A 16,946-nucleotide genomic window follows, 5' to 3' on the forward strand; every position below is an offset into this window, starting at 1 on the left:
CGTGAAGCTCTCCATCCTGCCTCGGGGTTGAAAGGAGTTTTCATTTTGAAAACAGCTGGAGAACAAATGAGTCCTGTTCAAGAACTGCTTGAAAAAAAATATAATAGCGGCTTCTTAAACAAAAGCGAAAAGATCATTCCTGTCATTTTGTTTTTAATGGCAGCTGTCTCAGTCCTTACGACATTAGGCATTGTATTTACACTAGTCTTCGAAACTTTTACTTTTTTTAAGACTGTATCTTTAACAGAGTTTTTCACAGAAACGAACTGGTACCCATTCTCAGCAAGTGCAGCTAGCTATGGTATATTGCCGCTTGTTGTCGGTACGTTAAAAGTTACGTTTATCGCTTCATTAAGTGCGATTCCGGTCGGGTTAGCCGTAGCCATTTATTTAAGTGAATACGCTTCGGAAACGACAAGGAAAGTAATGAAGCCTATATTGGAAGTCCTAGCCGGTGTGCCGACGATTGTATATGGTTTCTTCGCTTTAACTTTTGTCACACCGCAGTTAAGAACTATTTTCCCTTCGATTGAACTGTTTAATGCGATTAGTCCAGGAATCGTGGTAGGAATTATGATTACACCGATGATTGTTTCGCTGTCAGAAGACGCGCTTTCATCTGTGCCTCAATCTGTGCGTCAAGGAGCACTAGCACTTGGAGCTACGAAATGGGAAGTTGCATGGAAAGTAGCTGTTCCTGCTGCTTTATCAGGAATTTTAGCATCAATTGTTCTCGCTGTTTCACGAGCTATTGGGGAAACAATGATTGTTTCGATAGCAGCGGGATCTACTCCATCAGCGGACTTAAGCTTAACTTCATCCTTGCAGACAATGACATCGTATATTGTCCAAGTAAGCACAGGAGATGCTGGGTTCGGAACAACCATTTATTACAGTATTTATGCGGTTGGATTCACTTTATTCCTGTTTACACTAGTGATGAATATTCTAGCACAGCGAATCTCCAAGCGTTTTAGGGAGGAATATTAATGGAAAACGTACAAACCAGAAATCGTCCAGAAGAGATGGTTGGAAACATTCCATCCAGGCTGATAAAGAACAACTTCTATAAAGGACTGTTCTTCTCAGCTACTGTGTTTATCTCGCTGATCTTAGTTGTTCTTCTTGTGAGAATTTTCTCTCAAGGAGCCGGCTATTTATCATGGGACTTCTTACAGAACTTTGCTTCTAGAAGGCCAGAACAAGCGGGTATTAAAGCAGCTCTGGTCGGAACGTTATGGATGATGGCTGTAGTTGTTCCTGCCTCCTCGCTGCTTGGTGTCGGAACCGCTATATACTTAGAGGAATATGCGAAGAAAACGAAATTAAACCACTGGATTCAAATGAATATCTCTAATTTAGCGGGAGTTCCGTCGATCGTCTTTGGATTGCTGGGCCTTACCATCTTTGTAAGGATGATGTATCTTGGGAATAGTGTATTAGCCGCAGGCTTTACGATGAGTTTATTGATCTTGCCTGTTATTATCGTTGCTTCTCAAGAAGCGATTCGCGCTGTTCCTAAAGAGCTGAAAGAAGCTTCTTATGGCTTGGGTGCGACGAAATGGCAAACCATTTTGCGGGTCGTTCTTCCAGCTGCATTGCCTGGTATTTTGACAGGAAGCATTCTTTCCTTCTCAAGAGCCATCGGCGAAACGGCCCCATTGGTTGTCATCGGCATCCCGACATTTGTCGCCTTTTTGCCTGCTTCTGTCATGGATTCATTCACAGCTCTGCCAATGCAAATATACAACTGGACGAGCAGACCGCAAGAGGAGTTTCATTTTCTTGCTGCTGCCGGAATCATTGTATTGCTGGTCATCTTAATTCTTATGAACTCTGTGGCTGTCTGGATCAGAAATCGTTATCAGCAGCGGTATTAATGGACGTTAGCAATAAACTACCCTGGAGGGAAAATAAATGACACTGACAGTTGTGAAAAACGAAGAAAAAAAATATACAGATAAAATCATACAAGAACAACGCCCGGTATACAGTACGAATAACTGCAACCTTTGGTATGGAAATCACCATGCACTGAAAAATATTAATCTTGAAATCATGGAAAAAGAAGTTACAGCGATCATTGGCCCGTCTGGATGCGGAAAATCTACCTTCATTAAAACGTTAAACCGCATGATTGATCTTGTACCTGGCGTGAAAACGTCCGGTTCAATTGAATACCGAGGCCGCGATATTTTTGAAAAGAAGTTTCTTGTGGAGGAACTGCGTACGCGCGTCGGCATGGTGTTTCAAAAGCCGAATCCGTTTCCGAAGTCCATCTATGAAAATATTGCTTTTGGCATGAAGATTCATGGAATTAAGAACAAGAAAGTCATCAACGAAGCGGTAGAAAAAAGCCTTCGCGGAGCCGCACTGTGGGATGAAGTGAAGGATCGTCTGCACGACCCTGCGTATGGATTGTCAGGCGGTCAGCAGCAGCGTTTATGCATTGCACGCTGCTTGGCGCTTGAACCAGATGTGATCCTGATGGATGAGCCTACTTCTGCACTTGACCCGGTATCGACACTGAAAGTAGAAGAGCTGATTCGAGAGCTGAAAGAGCGCTATTCCATTATCATTGTGACACACAACATGCAGCAGGCAGCCCGTATTTCAGATAAAACAGCGTTTTTCTTGAATGGGGAAGTCGTGGAGTATGATGAGACAGAAACGATTTTTAATAAGCCGTCAGACAGCCGTACAGAAGATTATATTTCTGGCCGATTTGGATGATCGTGCAACACAAATAGAGGATAGCCCTAGGGCTATCCTCTATTTGTGTACCTATAAAATTTCCACTGTGTCATACGCGGTCAAATTTAACGAGAGGTTAATATAATCGCCATTTCCTTTAATGACATGGTAGAGTGAATTTCATGTGTGCCCACTTGGAGCTTTGCTGCATAGCCATTTTCCGTTAAGTAGTCATTAAACTGCTGGGCGCTATTAATCATTCCTGCTTTTTCAAGTGCTTCTCCAATTTCTGAAGAGGGCATACCTGGTGAAATGGTCAGCGTCAAGCTTTTGCTGTCTGCTTTTTTGGCTTTCGGTTTGGTTTCATCGGATGCTTCAGGTGTTTTTGTGCTATTTGACTCGAGCTGCTTTTGCAGCCGGTCGACTTCTGATTCCAATTCAGCGATTTTCGTTTTTTGCTGAGCGGCTTCTGATTGCGTCAGGACAGTGAATTTTTGTTGTTCAAGAGCGGTTTTCATCGCATCTGTGCCGGAATTTGGTTCATCTGCTGTTTGACTGTATATAAGGAGCGCAGCAGAAGCGGTAAGCAGTCCGGCCGCAAAGGCTCTAGTTGATTGTCTATTCATCCTACTGCTCCTCTTTATCTTGGTAAGGTTTTAATATATCTTGCACTTGCTGAAGGCTTAAAGATGATTGGCGGGCAATATTTGGCATATCTGTGCCTTGATAATATAAGGAGATCACTTGGTTTTTTATAATTTCATTGATCTGACCAGATTGTCCGCTGAAAGCTTTATAAGCTTTTTCGTTAGGAACAGTATCTGTAATCAATAATTCTTCCTCAATTACTTTCAGTTTTTTCTTTAATTGATAGGTTTCTTGAAGAAATTGCATCGACAATTCATCAACTTCTTTTTTTAATTGATGGGCAGGGTCTTTTTGGAACAACGAGATTATTAGCAGAATGACGCCTGCGCAAGCCAGTCCGATGATAAGTCCGTTCATATTCGTCACCTCATTCTATTCTCTACGTTTATTTATAGCATATTTTACAAGTTTCTACTATTCACTTCTTATATTCGTCAATAATTGACAAATGTCCTCGTTGTGAATCAATTGGCAGAATGATAGGATTAAAGTAGAAAAATGAAAATTCTGACTGTCTGTCTAATGGCTAATTCCTATTTGAGGTGAGAGTGTTGTTAACTGAAATTATTGAATTAAGAAATGAAGGAAAATCCTTTCAAAAAATCTCTGACCAATTAGGGGTATCTATTGGAAAAGTGCGTTACCAATGGAAGAAGTTTCAGACATCTAAACAAAAAGAACGCTCTTTCACTCCGGTTATTCAGTGCGAAGAGATTCCAGAGCGAATGAATCAGGTGAACCATGAAAATAATCTTTCAATTATTCTTACCTCTCCAGACCGCCTATTTTGTCAATGGTCCATTCAAGACTGGCTAATTGCTGCGATGAATAAAGCCGATGCCCCATTTATAAATCTCGAGGTTATTGATCTGCGTTTATATGATGTCACAGACATTCTATTTAACGGAGAGAACGCACACCATGTGTATCATTTTAAATTGCCGCGACAGATGAATAGATGGTCCATCAAAGGATTGAAACGAAACAGGTCTTATTTATGCGAGCTAGGGTTTATCACAGCTCAGCAATCGTTTTTTCCTCTCCTATGCTCACATCCTGTCCATACACCTTATGACCATCCATCACAACAAATTAGTGACCTTCCATTCATTCAAAGAGACCCAGGAAGTTCGAGACAGCCGCCATGGATCGAACATATCAGCACCTATACTTACTACGAACGCTATTTGGAGGAAGACCATGATTGATCATTCTGTACCCGTCATACTGAAGCCGTCTTTGCCATTTCGTATGTTCCAAACGCTCCCGCCGCATGAAAAAGATCATTATTTTTCAATGGTTCTAAACGAATATGTAAGTTTAATAGAAGCACTTGGGCAATTAACTGAAGGACAGAAAGTGGGAGTTGTGTTAAGTCCCTTGTTCTTAAAGTGGTTTCAAACTCAATCTTTTCAAAAAAAAGCGGATCAATATTTTTCACAGAATAGCAAGCCTAATCAAGAATCGAATCAATTATATAAAGAATGGAAACGGTGGAATGGATGTCTCATTGATGCCTTTCAGTTTTATATCGATCAGGGGAGATGCCTGGTGATTCCGCAGGCGATCAGCGATATCCCACTTACTGTCTTACAATCAGAGTTATCTGTGAAACTGCAGCTGAAAAAAACGATCGAAGCTTTTACATCATGTTTTTCCGCTCCTTGTGAAAGCATATGGCTGCCAAGAGGTGCATATACATCAGGGGTGGACTTATTATTTAAGGAATGCAAGCTTATATACATATATATTGAAGAAACAATGCTTCCTTTGAATGAGTTTGATGAGCCTGCTGTATTTCAAACCTATCATGGCATGAAGATCTACCCTTTCCAGCACGCAAACGCTTTTGAGAAACTTAAGTCTTTGAAAAAGAATCTTCCAATATTTATCCAGATACCAGAAGAACCAGCTGAATGGTATAGAACGCTTCCCGGCTTAGCAGAGAAGGGCAAGGAAGCTGCTGCAGGAGCTGCACAGCTTACTCATATCCCGTTTAGCTATATTGATATGAACCATTCCAGGCTGGTCACTGATTGTATGCTAGACCAAGTAACAGAATGGGTTGAAATGGAGAGGAAGATTGCCTATCTGAAAGACACGCTGCCAGCGAAAGAGCAGTTTTTAACAGATGCGCTGATTCAAGAGTGGATTCATTTCCTATATGCAGCCAATCAGCAGTTTCCCGATGAAGAGCGGATGAACTTTCATTCGGCCTTCTCCTATATTTACGAAGGGGTTATGGAAGACCTATGTGATTATGACTTTATTTCCATGAGAAATCAGCTTTTGATGGTCAATGACGCGGGTGAAGTGAGTAAAAAGGAGAAGGGAAGTCATATTTCTATGCAGCCAAAAGAAGGAATTCTTATGTTGTCCTGGGAATACCCTCCCCGCATCGTAGGCGGCTTATCGAGGCATGTCCACGATTTGGCTAAAGCCCTTGTGAATGCCGGTAAAAACGTTTATATCGTAACCGCTGCGCATGAAGGAGCACCAAGCTTTGAAAATGATGAAGGAGTATTTGTGTACCGCACCGGACCGCTTCACCCGGGGGAGCCTGACTTTATGAAGTGGGTAGCTGATTTAAATGCCTGCTTGCTAAGAAAAGCAGCCGAACTTATTGAAATGAAGAATATTCAGTTGCTGCATGCTCACGACTGGCTCGTCAGCCATGCGGCGATCACTTGCAAGGAATTATTTGATATTCCGCTTGTGACAACTATCCATGCGACAGAATACGGAAGGAATAATGGAATTTTCACTGATATTCAAAGACAAATCAGCTCGAAGGAAAAAGAGCTCATCCATTGTTCTGATTCACTGATTGTTTGCAGTCAGCATATGAAGGAAGAAGTTCAAGCTTATTACTTAGAAGAAGAGAAACCATTAACCGTCATTGCAAATGGAATTCTATTAAAAGAAGCGGAAGCTTATGAAAATAAGTCCTCCTATCATCTTAGAAAATATAAGCCATTTATTTTTTCCATCGGGCGAATGGTGAAGGAAAAAGGATTTCAAGTTTTAATCGAAGCGGCTCCGTCATTAATCGAAAAATATAACATTCAGATCGTAATTGCCGGAAAAGGACCATTATTAGACTTCTTTCGGGCGCAAGTAAAAGAGAAAGGTCTCGAACATTCGATTCATTTTATCGGATTTATATCAGATGGGGCCCGCTGGGAATTGTTTAAAGAGTGTGAAGCGGCCGTCTTTCCAAGTCTGTATGAACCATTCGGTATAGTTGCGCTAGAGGCCATGGCTACGAAAACGCCTGTTATTGCATCAGAAACCGGCGGCTTGAAATCATTTGTCATCCATGAAGATACCGGTCTATTGTGCATGCCTGGAGAGGCGGAGAGCTTAAAGCATCAACTAGAGCGGCTGATTCTAAGCAGCCAGTTAAAAGGCGAGCTTGGTTTAAATGGATATCTCATGGCCAAAAGCTTGTATAGCTGGGAACGCATTAGCGAACTTACTCAAAAAGTATATGACCAAACGATTCTAAATAAGAAAATGGAAGGTGTGCGCCAATGAAAGGAGTAATTTTAGCTGGCGGAAGAGGACGCCGTCTTAAACCCTTTACTAATTTCTTGCCTAAACCTATGATTCCGCTTATGGATCAACCGCTATTGGAATATACGCTGCGTTTGTTAAAGAATGAGGGAATTGATGATGTAACTTTAACTGTCTGTTATAAAAAAGAGAAAATCATTAACCACATCGGGGATGGATCGCAGTTCGATATGAACATCTCTTATATTGAAGAAACAAATCCTCTCGGAACGGCTGGGAGTCTGTTCTACCATTCCGAAGAGTTTCAGGATACGCTTGTCGTGATCAGCGGAGATGCTTTGACGAATATCTCTTTAAGGGATGCGTACCATTTCCATCGTGAAAAGCAAGCTCTCTTTACGATTGTCACTGTAGAAGTGCCGGATCCCGAGGGTCTTGGCATCTGTTTAACGAATCATGAAGGAAAATTAGTTTCCTTTTTAGAAAAACCGGCGAAAAATCAAATTTTCAGCAATAAAGTTAATACGGGCATTTATATTATTAACCCAGAACTTTTCCGCCGATATGATTTTTCTGGTGAAACTGATTTTGCTCATGATATTTTTCCTGCGCTTCTTAAAAATAACGAACGTGTATATGTTTATCATACGCATGCCTACTGGCAGGATATTGGCACTCCGCTGCAATACGCAATTGCTCAAAAGCGCTTAAAAAGTGGGATTGCCGGAATAAATACGATTTTTAAAGCTCCCTCCATTCCATTCCAGAACTTATCACCAGGCTATTTAGAACGCTTCAATTTCTCTCATATGTATGCCTCAGGGAGTGCAAATGTAAAAAAATCATAAAAAATTTATTGAATCCGATATTCACTAAAAAACAGACTAGCATTCGCTAAAAAAAAGTGATATTATAGAAAAGTCGTAATGAAGATACAATTGTATTGAGAGTTTGGAGGGAAAACAAATGCGCGTAAATATCACTTTAGCATGTACTGAAACTGGTGATCGTAACTATATTACTAAAAAGAACAAACGTAACAACCCGGATCGTCTTGAGCTTAAAAAATATTGCCCAAGATTGAAGAAAGTTACTTTGCACCGCGAAACAAAGTAAGCAGCAGGATTCTTTCCCTGCTGTTTTTTTGTACATAAAATATCTGAAAATTCACTGATCTTATCCTCTCTGAGCCCGTTATACGGAATAATTCAGAGTGTCATTAGGAGGATGTATGAAGAAAAAGCAAATTCGGGATCACATGAAACGTTTGCTTTCGGAGATAGATAAAAGGGACTTTGAACAGGAATCTTTTGAGATAGCGAATCAGCTTTTTGCTATGGAAGAATGGAGAGAAGCGGAAACAGTCGGTCTAACCGTTTCTAGCGATCTCGAAGTGGATACGTGGCAGATCATCAAGCAGGGATGGAAGGAAGGAAAGCGGATAACCGCACCTAAATGTTCACCTGCTGAAAAAAGTATGCAATTTTATGAAGTACCTTCTTTTTTAGCGCTGGAGCAAACCAATTTCGGATTATATGAACCTAAACCAGTGCCGAACTTGCTTGTAAATAAACAGGATATCGATTTATTGATTGTGCCGGGTCTGGCATTTACGAAACAAGGGTATCGGCTTGGGTTCGGTGGAGGATACTACGATCGCTACCTAGAACAATTCGAAGGCGAAGTTCTTTCTCTATGTTTTGACCGTCAATTGCGTGAAGACATACCCATAGAGCCTCATGATATTCCAGTAAAAAAGCTGGTCCTCTCAAATAAAGTCATCTGCTGCCGTTCATAAAAAAAGCAGGACTTTCATAATAAAAGCAGAAGAGAAATAGTAAGTGTTTATTTGGTGCTTTTTGGGATAAAGGGGTAGGAAGACTAAGAAAAGGCGGCGATTATTTGGGAAATCATGTGAATAGAGTAGCGTTAATCGGTACGGGAATGGTAGGGTCGAGTTATGCGTTCGCGATGCTCAATCACGGCGTAGCTGAAGAACTGGTTTTGATTGATATCAATAAAGAGAAGTCTGAAGGAGACGCGATGGATTTAAATCACGGACTTCCTTTTGCCCCATCTCCGACAAAAATCTGGTATGGCCAATATGAAGATTGCAAAAGTGCAGAAATTGTCGTTATATGTGCGGGGGCTAATCAGAAACCAGGTGAAACGAGACTTGATTTATTGGAAAAAAACGTCAGTATTTTTAAATCAATCGTTACAGATGTGATGAAAAGCGGGTTTGACGGTATAATCCTAGTCGCTACGAATCCGGTAGATATTTTAACCTATGCAACTTGGAAGTTTTCAGGACTGCCTAAAGAGCGGGTCATTGGTTCTGGCACGATTCTTGATTCAGCCAGATTCCGTTTCTTGTTAGGGGATTACTTTTCTATCGACACGCGTAATGTGCACGCGTATATCATCGGAGAGCACGGCGATACAGAGCTTCCGGTTTGGAGTCATGCGAATATTGGCGGCCGTACCGTCAGTGAATGGCTTGATTCATCATCTGGCAAAACGCAAAAGGACTTAGATGAGATTTTCGTTAATGTCCGCGACGCTGCTTACCATATTATTGAGCGCAAGGGAGCTACTTACTACGGAATTGCTATGGGGCTCTTGCGGGTAACCAAGGCTATTCTTCAGAATGAAAACAGCATTTTAACTATATCTGCCTGCTTAGATGGCGAATATGGCCATAGCGATGTGTATATAGGTGTACCAGCGGTCATTAATCGATCAGGGATTCACAAAATAGTCGAATTAGATTTAAATCAGGAAGAACAGGAGAAATTCAGCCATTCCGTTCAAGTGCTTAAAGAAACGATGCAGCCTGTGATGAAATAAGTGGAGAAGAAACCGTCTGTGTACGGTTTCTTTTTTGGGCTTTAACCCCATGAAACTTTACACGTTCATCCTCGTTTCTTATAGTTAAAGTAAGATATTAGAATGAAGGCAGTGATTGAATGAGCATACGGGAAGAATATTTGTTTTGGAGACTTGCCCATCTCTTCGTAGTGGAGCAGGATTATCACTTGGCTCGTCTATCCGATCACCGTGACGAGATCTGGCTTGAGAACTTTTCGAATAAATCCGCGCAAGTGGTAAGGATTGTCCGTAAAAACTTGGATTGGTCAAGCACGATTCAAAGGGATGTGGAAAGAGCTTCCGCAGCCGGAGAAAGAATTCGCAAGCAGGTGATTAAACGAAATCTAACGGTGTTGAATCTCTATGTGACCCCTCACGCACCTGTCGATCATAATGAACAGAATATCACGAGGCCTTTTTTCTTTCCGAAAGGAGAAAAAACAAAGGTAGAAAGTATTTTATTCTCACAAGAGGATATGGCAGAAGCGATTGAAAGGCTGCAGCAGCTCCTCGATATACCTGTGGAATTAAATGATCTAAATGCCCAGTTTGAAGAGGAAGCGGCCATCTATCAGCGGGCGGTATTGTCTTATGCGGTTAAGAAAAATGAAGAGGATCAACAGCTTTTTAACTTTTCAAAACCGTTTTTCACCTATCTGTTTATAACGGTGCAAATGGCGATCTTTCTTATGATGGAACTAAAGGGAGGCAGTACAAATTCCGAAAACTTAATTCGTTTTGGCGCTAAATTTAACCCTCTCATTTTAGAAGGTGAATGGTGGCGGCTGATCACTCCTATCTTTCTTCATATTGGATTTCTGCATTTATTAATGAATACAGCGGCTCTTTACTTATTAGGTGCAGCGGTAGAACGGATATTTGGACGGATGCGCTTTTTGTTTATCTACCTTTTTTCAGGATTTACAGGAGCTGTGGCCAGTTTTCTTTTAACACCTAATCTGTCGGCTGGAGCGAGCGGTGCGATTTTTGGCTGCTTCGGAGCTTTGCTTTATTTTGGAGCGGTATATCCGAAACAATTTTTTCGCTCGATGGGCATGAATGTGATTGTCGTGATCATTTTCAATTTAATATTTGGTTTTACCGTGCCTGGAATAGATAATGCGGGTCATATTGGCGGATTAATCGGCGGTTTTCTGGCAACAGGAATCGTTCACTTCCCGAAGAAATGGCGCTTGGGCAGGCAATTGATGTTTCTTTTAGGAACAGCAGCACTCACGATCGGCGCACTATGGATAGGGCTGAGTGATGGCCAGAGCCGGCTAGATGCGAATTCAGTTAATCTGCTTGCGCAGGAACATATTCAACAAAAAGAGTATGGGGAAGCGTATCAATTATTATCTGATTATGTCGACGGCGGAGGAGAAGGAACGGCAGAGACATATTTCTTCTTAGCCTATATCGAATTAGAGCGAAAACAGCTGGATCTTGCCGAAGAGCATTTGCAAAAAGCGACCGTGCTTCGTCAAGACTTTCATGAAGCCTATTTCAATTTATCATTAATTTATTACGAAAGAGGAGATAAAACGAGAGCATTGGAACTTGCCAAAGATGCTCAGCGTTATAAACCTGATGAACAGGCCTATCAAGATTTTATTGCAGAATTAGAGCGATAATTGCTATCTCTTGTCGTTTAAATGTTAATATTTTATACTTGAGGGACTCGAATGATAGAAAGCCGGTGGGACAGTGAAAAATATGTACGATGTTCAACAGCTTTTAAAAAGGTTTGGCGTATACGTTTATGTTGGTGAACGACAAGCTGATTTGGAGCAAATGGCAGCTGAATTGAAAGACTTGTACGAATTTAAATTAGTGGATATAAAAGAATATCAAACTGCGCTTCTTTTAATCCGGCATGAAATTCAAAAAGAAAAAGATAAACGACAGAATAAAGGTGAGAAATATGTCTGAAAAATGGCTAGTGGCTGTCGATCTTGGCGGCACAACGACAAAAATTGCATTTGTAAATGATTATGGCGAAATCATAAAAAAGTGGGAAATCGTAACGGATAAATCTGAAAGCGGCAAGAAAATCGTCTTAAATATTGCGAAGTCGATCGATGAAAAGCTGGATGAAATGCATGTCTCTAAACAGCAGCTTGCAGGAATTGGGATGGGAGCACCAGGCCCTGTCGATGTCGAAAAAGGCATTATTTACGAAGCGGTTAATCTTGGCTGGGAAAACAATTATCCGCTAAAAAATATCTTAGAAGTGGAAACGGGGCTATCTGCAGTCATTGATAACGATGCGAATTGTGCAGCGTTAGGCGAGATGTGGAAAGGCGCCGGAAACGGGGCGAAAGATTTAGTTTGTGTGACGCTCGGCACGGGTGTAGGCGGCGGTGTGATTGCGAATGGAGACATTGTTCACGGTACGCATGGGGCAGCTGGTGAGATCGGTCATATTACAGTCGTACCTGAACATGGATTTCAGTGCAACTGCGGCAAGCAAGGCTGTTTAGAAACGGTGGCTTCTGCTACGGGAGTAGTCAACCTTGCTGTGAAAGAACTAGAACAGTCAAATATGGCTTCCGTATTAAGAGGGCAGGATGCCTTCTCTGCGAAAATGGTCTTTGATGCAGCGAGGGAAGGGGATGAGCTAGCTGCGATGACAGTTGATCGTCTCGCTTTCTATCTCGGTTTAGCTTTAGCCAATCTAGGCAATGCCTTAAACCCAGATAAGATTGTCATTGGCGGCGGCGTATCAAAAGCTGGTGATGTATTATTAATCCCGGTTCAGAAGTACTTTCAAAAATTTGCGTTCAACTCTGTTAAGCATTCCACCCTTCTTGATCTTGCGGTGCTTGAAAATGATGCAGGGGTCATTGGGGCAGCTTGGCTTGTTAAGCACAAATTGGCGTAACAATTATATACGGATTAAATAGATCCCTTGTCTATCGCAGGGGATTTTTTATGTGGGTTTTATGAAGAAAGGTGAAACCTTTTCACAGGTTAAAACGTATAATTAAGCATTGATTCATTGAACAGTCAGACTATTATTCTACAAAACCTCTGTTAGTTCCTGATTGCTTTTTTGTAAAAAAAGTATTAAGATTATCTATGATGTTTAGGAATAACCTTGACAAATCAATGAATCTAATGAATATTACAGACGATGTTACAGTTGTAACAAGGAGGTTTTTTAATGAAGGGAACGCTAAACAACAAACTTTCTTTACTTGTTGTTGCCGTTTTGTTCTTATGGATTAAAACGTACATCATTTATAAAACGAGCTTTAGTATTGATATTGAAAATGGACTGCAGGAGTTTATCTTGTTTATCAATCCATTGAGCTTTATTATGCTCATCTTAGGATTAAGTTTCTTCTTAAAAAGCGAGAAAGCAAGAAATCGTTATTTGTTAATAACTAGTTTCTTTTTAACGTTCATTTTATATGCCAATATGGTGTTTTACCGCTTTTTTAATGACTTCATCACACTCCCGCTTTTGTTCCAAACAAGCAACTTTGCAGATCTAGGAAGCAGTGTCAATGAAGAGTTTCATTTAACAGATATCCTTTACTTTATGGATATCATTATTCTAGCTGTTCTATTAAAGTTTAAACCTAAATTCTTGGCCTTCCGCCATTTATCTAAGATGAACCGCCGAGCATACTTTTTGTCAGCGGCTGCGATGGTCTTTTTAAATCTTGGCCTTTCGGAAGTTGAGCGTCCGGAGCTTTTAACAAGAACATTTGACCGTGAAATGCTTGTGAAAAATATCGGCACATATAATTACCATATCTATGATCTGGTTCTTCAATCGAAATCTTCTGCTCAGCGGGCGATGGCTGATGGAAGTGAGCTTGTTGATATCGAGAACTACTCGGATGCGAAGTACGCGAAGCCAAAAGATGATATGTTCGGTATTGCCAAAGGCAAGAACGTTATTTTAGTCAGTGTAGAATCGACGCAGGAATTCGTCATGAATAATAAAGTAAATGGACAGGAAATTACTCCGTTTATGAATCAGTTCGCTAAAGAAAGCTTGTACTTTAATAATTTCTATCACCAAACAGGTCAGGGGAAAACGTCTGACAGTGAATTTTTAGTTGAAAATTCCCTCTACCCATTAAGCCGCGGTGCCGTCTTCTTCACCCATTCAGGGAATGAATACCAATCCATGGCAGAGAAATTGAGTGAAAATGGCTATTTTACAAATGCGATGCATGCAAACAATAAAAGCTTCTGGAATCGGGATATTATGTACAAGTCCCTTGGCTACGAGCGATTCTATGAAGTTAATGATTATGATGTCAATGAAGAAAACAGTGTCAACTGGGGAATGAAAGATGTACCGTTCTTTGAACAGTCGGCTGAACATATGAAAGAAATGAAAAAACCTTTCTATTCTAAGCTCATTACATTAACGAATCATCACCCGTTTAACTATGATGAAGAAGACAAATTTATTGATGAATTTACGTCGAATAGCGGAACGCTAAACCGTTATTTTGTTACTGTCCGATACACTGATGAAGCACTGAAAAACTTTGTAGCCAAGCTGAAAGAGTCTGGCATTTATGATGACTCTATCATTGTGCTCTATGGTGATCACTATGGCATCTCTGAAAACCATAACGAAGCAATGTCTCAATATCTGGGTAAAGAAGTAACTCCATTCGTCTCTACGCAGCTTCAAAAAGTACCATTCATGATTCATATTCCTGGTGTTGAAGGAAGAGTCATTGATAAAGTTGGCGGTCAAATTGACATGCGTCCAACTCTGCTTCACTTGTTAGGAATTAATACGAAGGATGACTTGCAGCTTGGGCAAGATTTGCTGTCAGATCAACACGAAGAGCTGACGGTATTCCGTGACGGCCGTTTCGTAACAAAAGATTATGTATATGCTGATAATAAATGCTGGGATAAGAAAACAGAACAGCCGACAGAAAAGAGCTATTGTGCTCCGTACATCGAAAAATCTGCCACTGAACTGAGTTATTCCGACCGTATCATCTACGGAGATTTACTTCGTTTCTATGATCCGGATTCAGCTAAGAGAAAAGAATAACAGAAAAAAGTCTGCCTTGTTAGGCAGGCTTTTTTCTGTAGATAGAAGAAGGATCACATTTCTTAAATAAGGCAAACTTCCGCGGCATACATTCAATAAAAGAGTATTTTTAGAGGGGGATCTCTATGCCGCATTCATTAAATCGTCCTTATGATTTTCAAACCTTATTAAATGATTTGCATGAATTGAATAGTTATCCATTTATTGAAATCGTTGAAATTGCTAGAAGTGTAGAAGGAAGGCCGATATGGGAGGTGTCCCTTGGCAATGGACCACGCAAAGTGCATATGAATGGGTCTTTCCATGCGAATGAGTGGATCACTTCAGCAGCAGTTATGGCATTTATAAAGGAATATGCAAAAGCTATTGCTTGCAATCGGTTAATAGGTGGGGTGTCTGCTCAGCAATTGTTTGCAGCGAATTCATTATCCATTGTGCCAATGGTGAATCCTGATGGGGTGGAATTAGTCATAAATGGGCCAGCCAAGAATAGAAGAAATGAATTATTGGAGTTAAACGAAGGTTCAGAGGATTTTAGCCAGTGGAAAGCTAATATCCGCGGAGTGGATCTGAATAATCAATATCCAGCCAATTGGGAAATTGAAAAACAGCGGAAAGAGCCTAAAAGCCCGGCTCCTCGAGATTACCCGGGAGATCAACCGCTAAGTGAGCCAGAAGCAATTGCCATGGCTCAATTGCAGGAGCAGAAGCGTTTTGACCGTCTGTTGGCCTTTCATACGCAGGGAGCCGAGTTTTATTGGGGATATGAAGGGCAGGAGCCAGAAGAAGCTTCAAGGCTTGCAGAGGCATTTGAGCGGGCCAGCGGCTATCAGTCAGTTCGCTACATCGATAGTCACGCCGGCTATAAGGACTGGTATATCAATGAGTTTAAAGGTGCTGGCTTTACAGTTGAACTTGGCATCGGCTGCAATCCGCTGCCGCTGTCTCAATTTCATGAAGTTTGTCTGGCAGCGAACAAGATCTGCATAGAGGCATTAAAAGAATAAAAAAAATCCTCGCTTGCTTTAAGCGAGGACTTTCTTTATTAATGACCGCCTGGAATACCGTGGTGAATGAAGGTCATGATTGTGAACCAGCCGATGACTCCAGCTGTTCCAAGTCCAAATACAATCCCTAAAAGATTTTTGCTTTTAATAGCAGACAGCGTACTGAAAATCGCAAGAATTGCAACAAGACCAAAAATGATCACTAATCCGTTCATAGTCAAACCCCTTTCTTCATTGACTCAATAACCATAGAAGTAACCTAGAGCTATGTAAAAATCAGTACATATTCATCATTATTTTATAGTTTTTTTTTCCGTTTGTCGAGTTGAAAAATCATTGTTCTTTAAAAAGACACGATTCACTGATACGATAGGAATATGAAAATAGGAAAGGTGTGCGATGTAATGAATTGGACTCAATTGCCATTAGGGCCTCTGCAAACGAATTGCTACGTATTATCGAATAAGGAAAATGAATGTATTATTTTTGATCCGGGTGCAGAAGGAGATAAGCTTGTGCAGTGGCTGAAAGCGAATAAGCTGACCCCGCTGGCAGTATTATTAACCCACGCTCATTTCGATCATATAGGCGCTGTGGACGCCGTTAGAGATGCTTACGATGCGCCGGTCTATTTACATAAAAAAGAGAGGAATTGGCTGAAAGATCCGGCTATGAATGGCTCTCAGTTCTTTAAAATGGGGAAAATCAGCGGCAGAGGAGCAGATCATCTTTTAGAAGATGAGACAGAACTAACGATTGGCAGCTTTACATTCAAGCTGTTCCATACACCTGGTCATTCACCTGGGAGTATATCATTTTACTTTGAAGAAGGAGGAGCTGTGTTCGCAGGAGATACCTTATTTATGGGAAGTATAGGCCGGACCGATCTTAAAGGTGGAAATCATGAGCTGTTAATCAAGAGCATTCATGACCATTTGCTATCTCTTCCTGAAGAAACGGTGGTTCTTCCTGGCCATGGCCCTGCTACATCTATAGGTCAAGAGATGGATCATAATCCATTTTTAAATGGATTCGCATAATATGAAATAAAAAACCCTTCTCACATGAGAAGGGTTTTTTCATAGTGTTGAAAAACACCTTAGGCAATAGACAAAATCTAAAATTAAGATTAAAATCCTTCTCATCAACTAACATGAGAGGGATTTCCTATG

General features: G+C 40.9%; 18 protein-coding genes. 15 read left to right on the forward strand and 3 right to left on the reverse strand.

Annotated features, from left to right (window positions below):
- Window positions 1-66 precede the first annotated feature (66 nt).
- Genes pstC through pstB form a run of 3 tightly spaced genes read left to right on the forward strand, consistent with a single transcriptional unit; the run spans window position 67 to window position 2,733 of the window.
- Window positions 67-990 (forward strand): phosphate ABC transporter permease subunit PstC, encoded by a 924-nt coding sequence (gene pstC / locus JOC78_RS14700; RefSeq protein ID WP_204557257.1) that lies wholly within the window; start codon window positions 67-69, stop codon window positions 988-990.
- A gap of 35 nt (window positions 991-1,025) precedes the next feature.
- Window positions 1,026-1,880, forward strand: a complete 855-nt coding sequence (gene pstA, locus JOC78_RS14705; protein WP_420829949.1) for a phosphate ABC transporter permease PstA — start codon at window positions 1,026-1,028, stop codon at window positions 1,878-1,880.
- Window positions 1,881-1,917: 37 nt separating this feature from the next.
- The gene (gene pstB, locus JOC78_RS14710; RefSeq protein ID WP_204557203.1) at window positions 1,918-2,733 is read left to right on the forward strand and encodes a phosphate ABC transporter ATP-binding protein PstB; all 816 of its coding nucleotides are present in this window, start codon (window positions 1,918-1,920) and stop codon (window positions 2,731-2,733) included.
- Between the two features lie 86 nt (window positions 2,734-2,819).
- Here the strand turns inward: pstB and JOC78_RS14715 are convergent, their stop codons facing one another.
- Entirely contained in the window at window positions 2,820-3,320 is a 501-nt protein-coding gene (locus JOC78_RS14715; protein WP_204557206.1) for a hypothetical protein, read from the reverse strand.
- 1 nt (window position 3,321) lies between these two features.
- Window positions 3,322-3,699, reverse strand: a complete 378-nt coding sequence (locus JOC78_RS14720) for a hypothetical protein (RefSeq protein ID WP_204557207.1) — start codon at window positions 3,697-3,699, stop codon at window positions 3,322-3,324.
- 194 nt (window positions 3,700-3,893) lie between these two features.
- Between JOC78_RS14720 and JOC78_RS14725 the strand changes: the two genes are divergently transcribed.
- The 11 genes from JOC78_RS14725 (at window position 3,894) to JOC78_RS14775 (ending at window position 15,774) form a co-directional block, all read left to right on the forward strand.
- Entirely contained in the window at window positions 3,894-4,550 is a 657-nt protein-coding gene (locus tag JOC78_RS14725) for a DUF4912 domain-containing protein (RefSeq protein WP_204557208.1), read from the forward strand.
- Window positions 4,543-6,879, forward strand: a complete 2,337-nt coding sequence (locus tag JOC78_RS14730; RefSeq protein ID WP_204557209.1) for a glycosyltransferase — start codon at window positions 4,543-4,545, stop codon at window positions 6,877-6,879. Before JOC78_RS14725 ends, JOC78_RS14730 begins: the two co-directional genes overlap by 8 nt.
- Window positions 6,876-7,706: a nucleotidyltransferase family protein gene (locus JOC78_RS14735; protein WP_204557210.1), complete on the forward strand. Its 831-nt coding sequence runs from the start codon at window positions 6,876-6,878 to the stop codon at window positions 7,704-7,706. Before JOC78_RS14730 ends, JOC78_RS14735 begins: the two co-directional genes overlap by 4 nt.
- A 118-nt stretch (window positions 7,707-7,824) precedes the next feature.
- Window positions 7,825-7,974: a 50S ribosomal protein L33 gene (rpmG, locus tag JOC78_RS14740; protein ID WP_204557213.1), complete on the forward strand. Its 150-nt coding sequence runs from the start codon at window positions 7,825-7,827 to the stop codon at window positions 7,972-7,974.
- A 115-nt stretch (window positions 7,975-8,089) separates the two neighbouring features.
- The gene (locus tag JOC78_RS14745; RefSeq protein ID WP_204557215.1) at window positions 8,090-8,656 is read left to right on the forward strand and encodes a 5-formyltetrahydrofolate cyclo-ligase; all 567 of its coding nucleotides are present in this window, start codon (window positions 8,090-8,092) and stop codon (window positions 8,654-8,656) included.
- 104 nt (window positions 8,657-8,760) lie between these two features.
- On the forward strand, window positions 8,761-9,708 hold the full coding sequence (locus JOC78_RS14750; protein WP_204557217.1) for an L-lactate dehydrogenase: 948 nt from the start codon (window positions 8,761-8,763) through the stop codon (window positions 9,706-9,708).
- A 119-nt stretch (window positions 9,709-9,827) separates the two neighbouring features.
- Complete coding sequence (locus JOC78_RS14755) at window positions 9,828-11,363, forward strand: rhomboid family intramembrane serine protease (protein WP_204557223.1); 1,536 nt, start codon at window positions 9,828-9,830, stop codon at window positions 11,361-11,363.
- An 82-nt stretch (window positions 11,364-11,445) separates the two neighbouring features.
- Window positions 11,446-11,661 carry a YqgQ family protein gene (locus JOC78_RS14760; RefSeq protein ID WP_239587193.1) on the forward strand — a complete coding sequence of 72 codons (216 nt, stop codon included), beginning with the start codon at window positions 11,446-11,448 and terminating at the stop codon, window positions 11,659-11,661.
- Entirely contained in the window at window positions 11,654-12,613 is a 960-nt protein-coding gene (locus tag JOC78_RS14765) for an ROK family glucokinase (RefSeq protein WP_204557236.1), read from the forward strand. The genes JOC78_RS14760 and JOC78_RS14765 overlap by 8 nt, the downstream gene beginning before the upstream one ends.
- A gap of 282 nt (window positions 12,614-12,895) precedes the next feature.
- Complete coding sequence (locus tag JOC78_RS14770) at window positions 12,896-14,767, forward strand: LTA synthase family protein (protein ID WP_204557238.1); 1,872 nt, start codon at window positions 12,896-12,898, stop codon at window positions 14,765-14,767.
- 125 nt (window positions 14,768-14,892) lie between these two features.
- Window positions 14,893-15,774 (forward strand): M14 family metallopeptidase, encoded by an 882-nt coding sequence (locus JOC78_RS14775; protein ID WP_204557240.1) that lies wholly within the window; start codon window positions 14,893-14,895, stop codon window positions 15,772-15,774.
- A gap of 38 nt (window positions 15,775-15,812) precedes the next feature.
- On the opposite strand, the gene JOC78_RS14780 is transcribed toward JOC78_RS14775, so the two are convergent.
- Window positions 15,813-15,989: a DUF2759 domain-containing protein gene (locus JOC78_RS14780; RefSeq protein WP_204557243.1), complete on the reverse strand. Its 177-nt coding sequence runs from the start codon at window positions 15,987-15,989 to the stop codon at window positions 15,813-15,815.
- A 189-nt stretch (window positions 15,990-16,178) separates the two neighbouring features.
- Here JOC78_RS14780 and JOC78_RS14785 point away from each other — a divergent pair, with 189 nt between their 5' ends.
- Window positions 16,179-16,814 carry an MBL fold metallo-hydrolase gene (locus JOC78_RS14785; RefSeq protein ID WP_204557246.1) on the forward strand — a complete coding sequence of 212 codons (636 nt, stop codon included), beginning with the start codon at window positions 16,179-16,181 and terminating at the stop codon, window positions 16,812-16,814.
- Window positions 16,815-16,946 lie beyond the last annotated feature (132 nt).

The sequence above is a fragment of the Bacillus ectoiniformans genome (assembly GCF_016908875.1).
Taxonomy (GTDB): domain Bacteria; phylum Bacillota; class Bacilli; order Bacillales; family Domibacillaceae; genus Bacillus_BX; species Bacillus_BX ectoiniformans.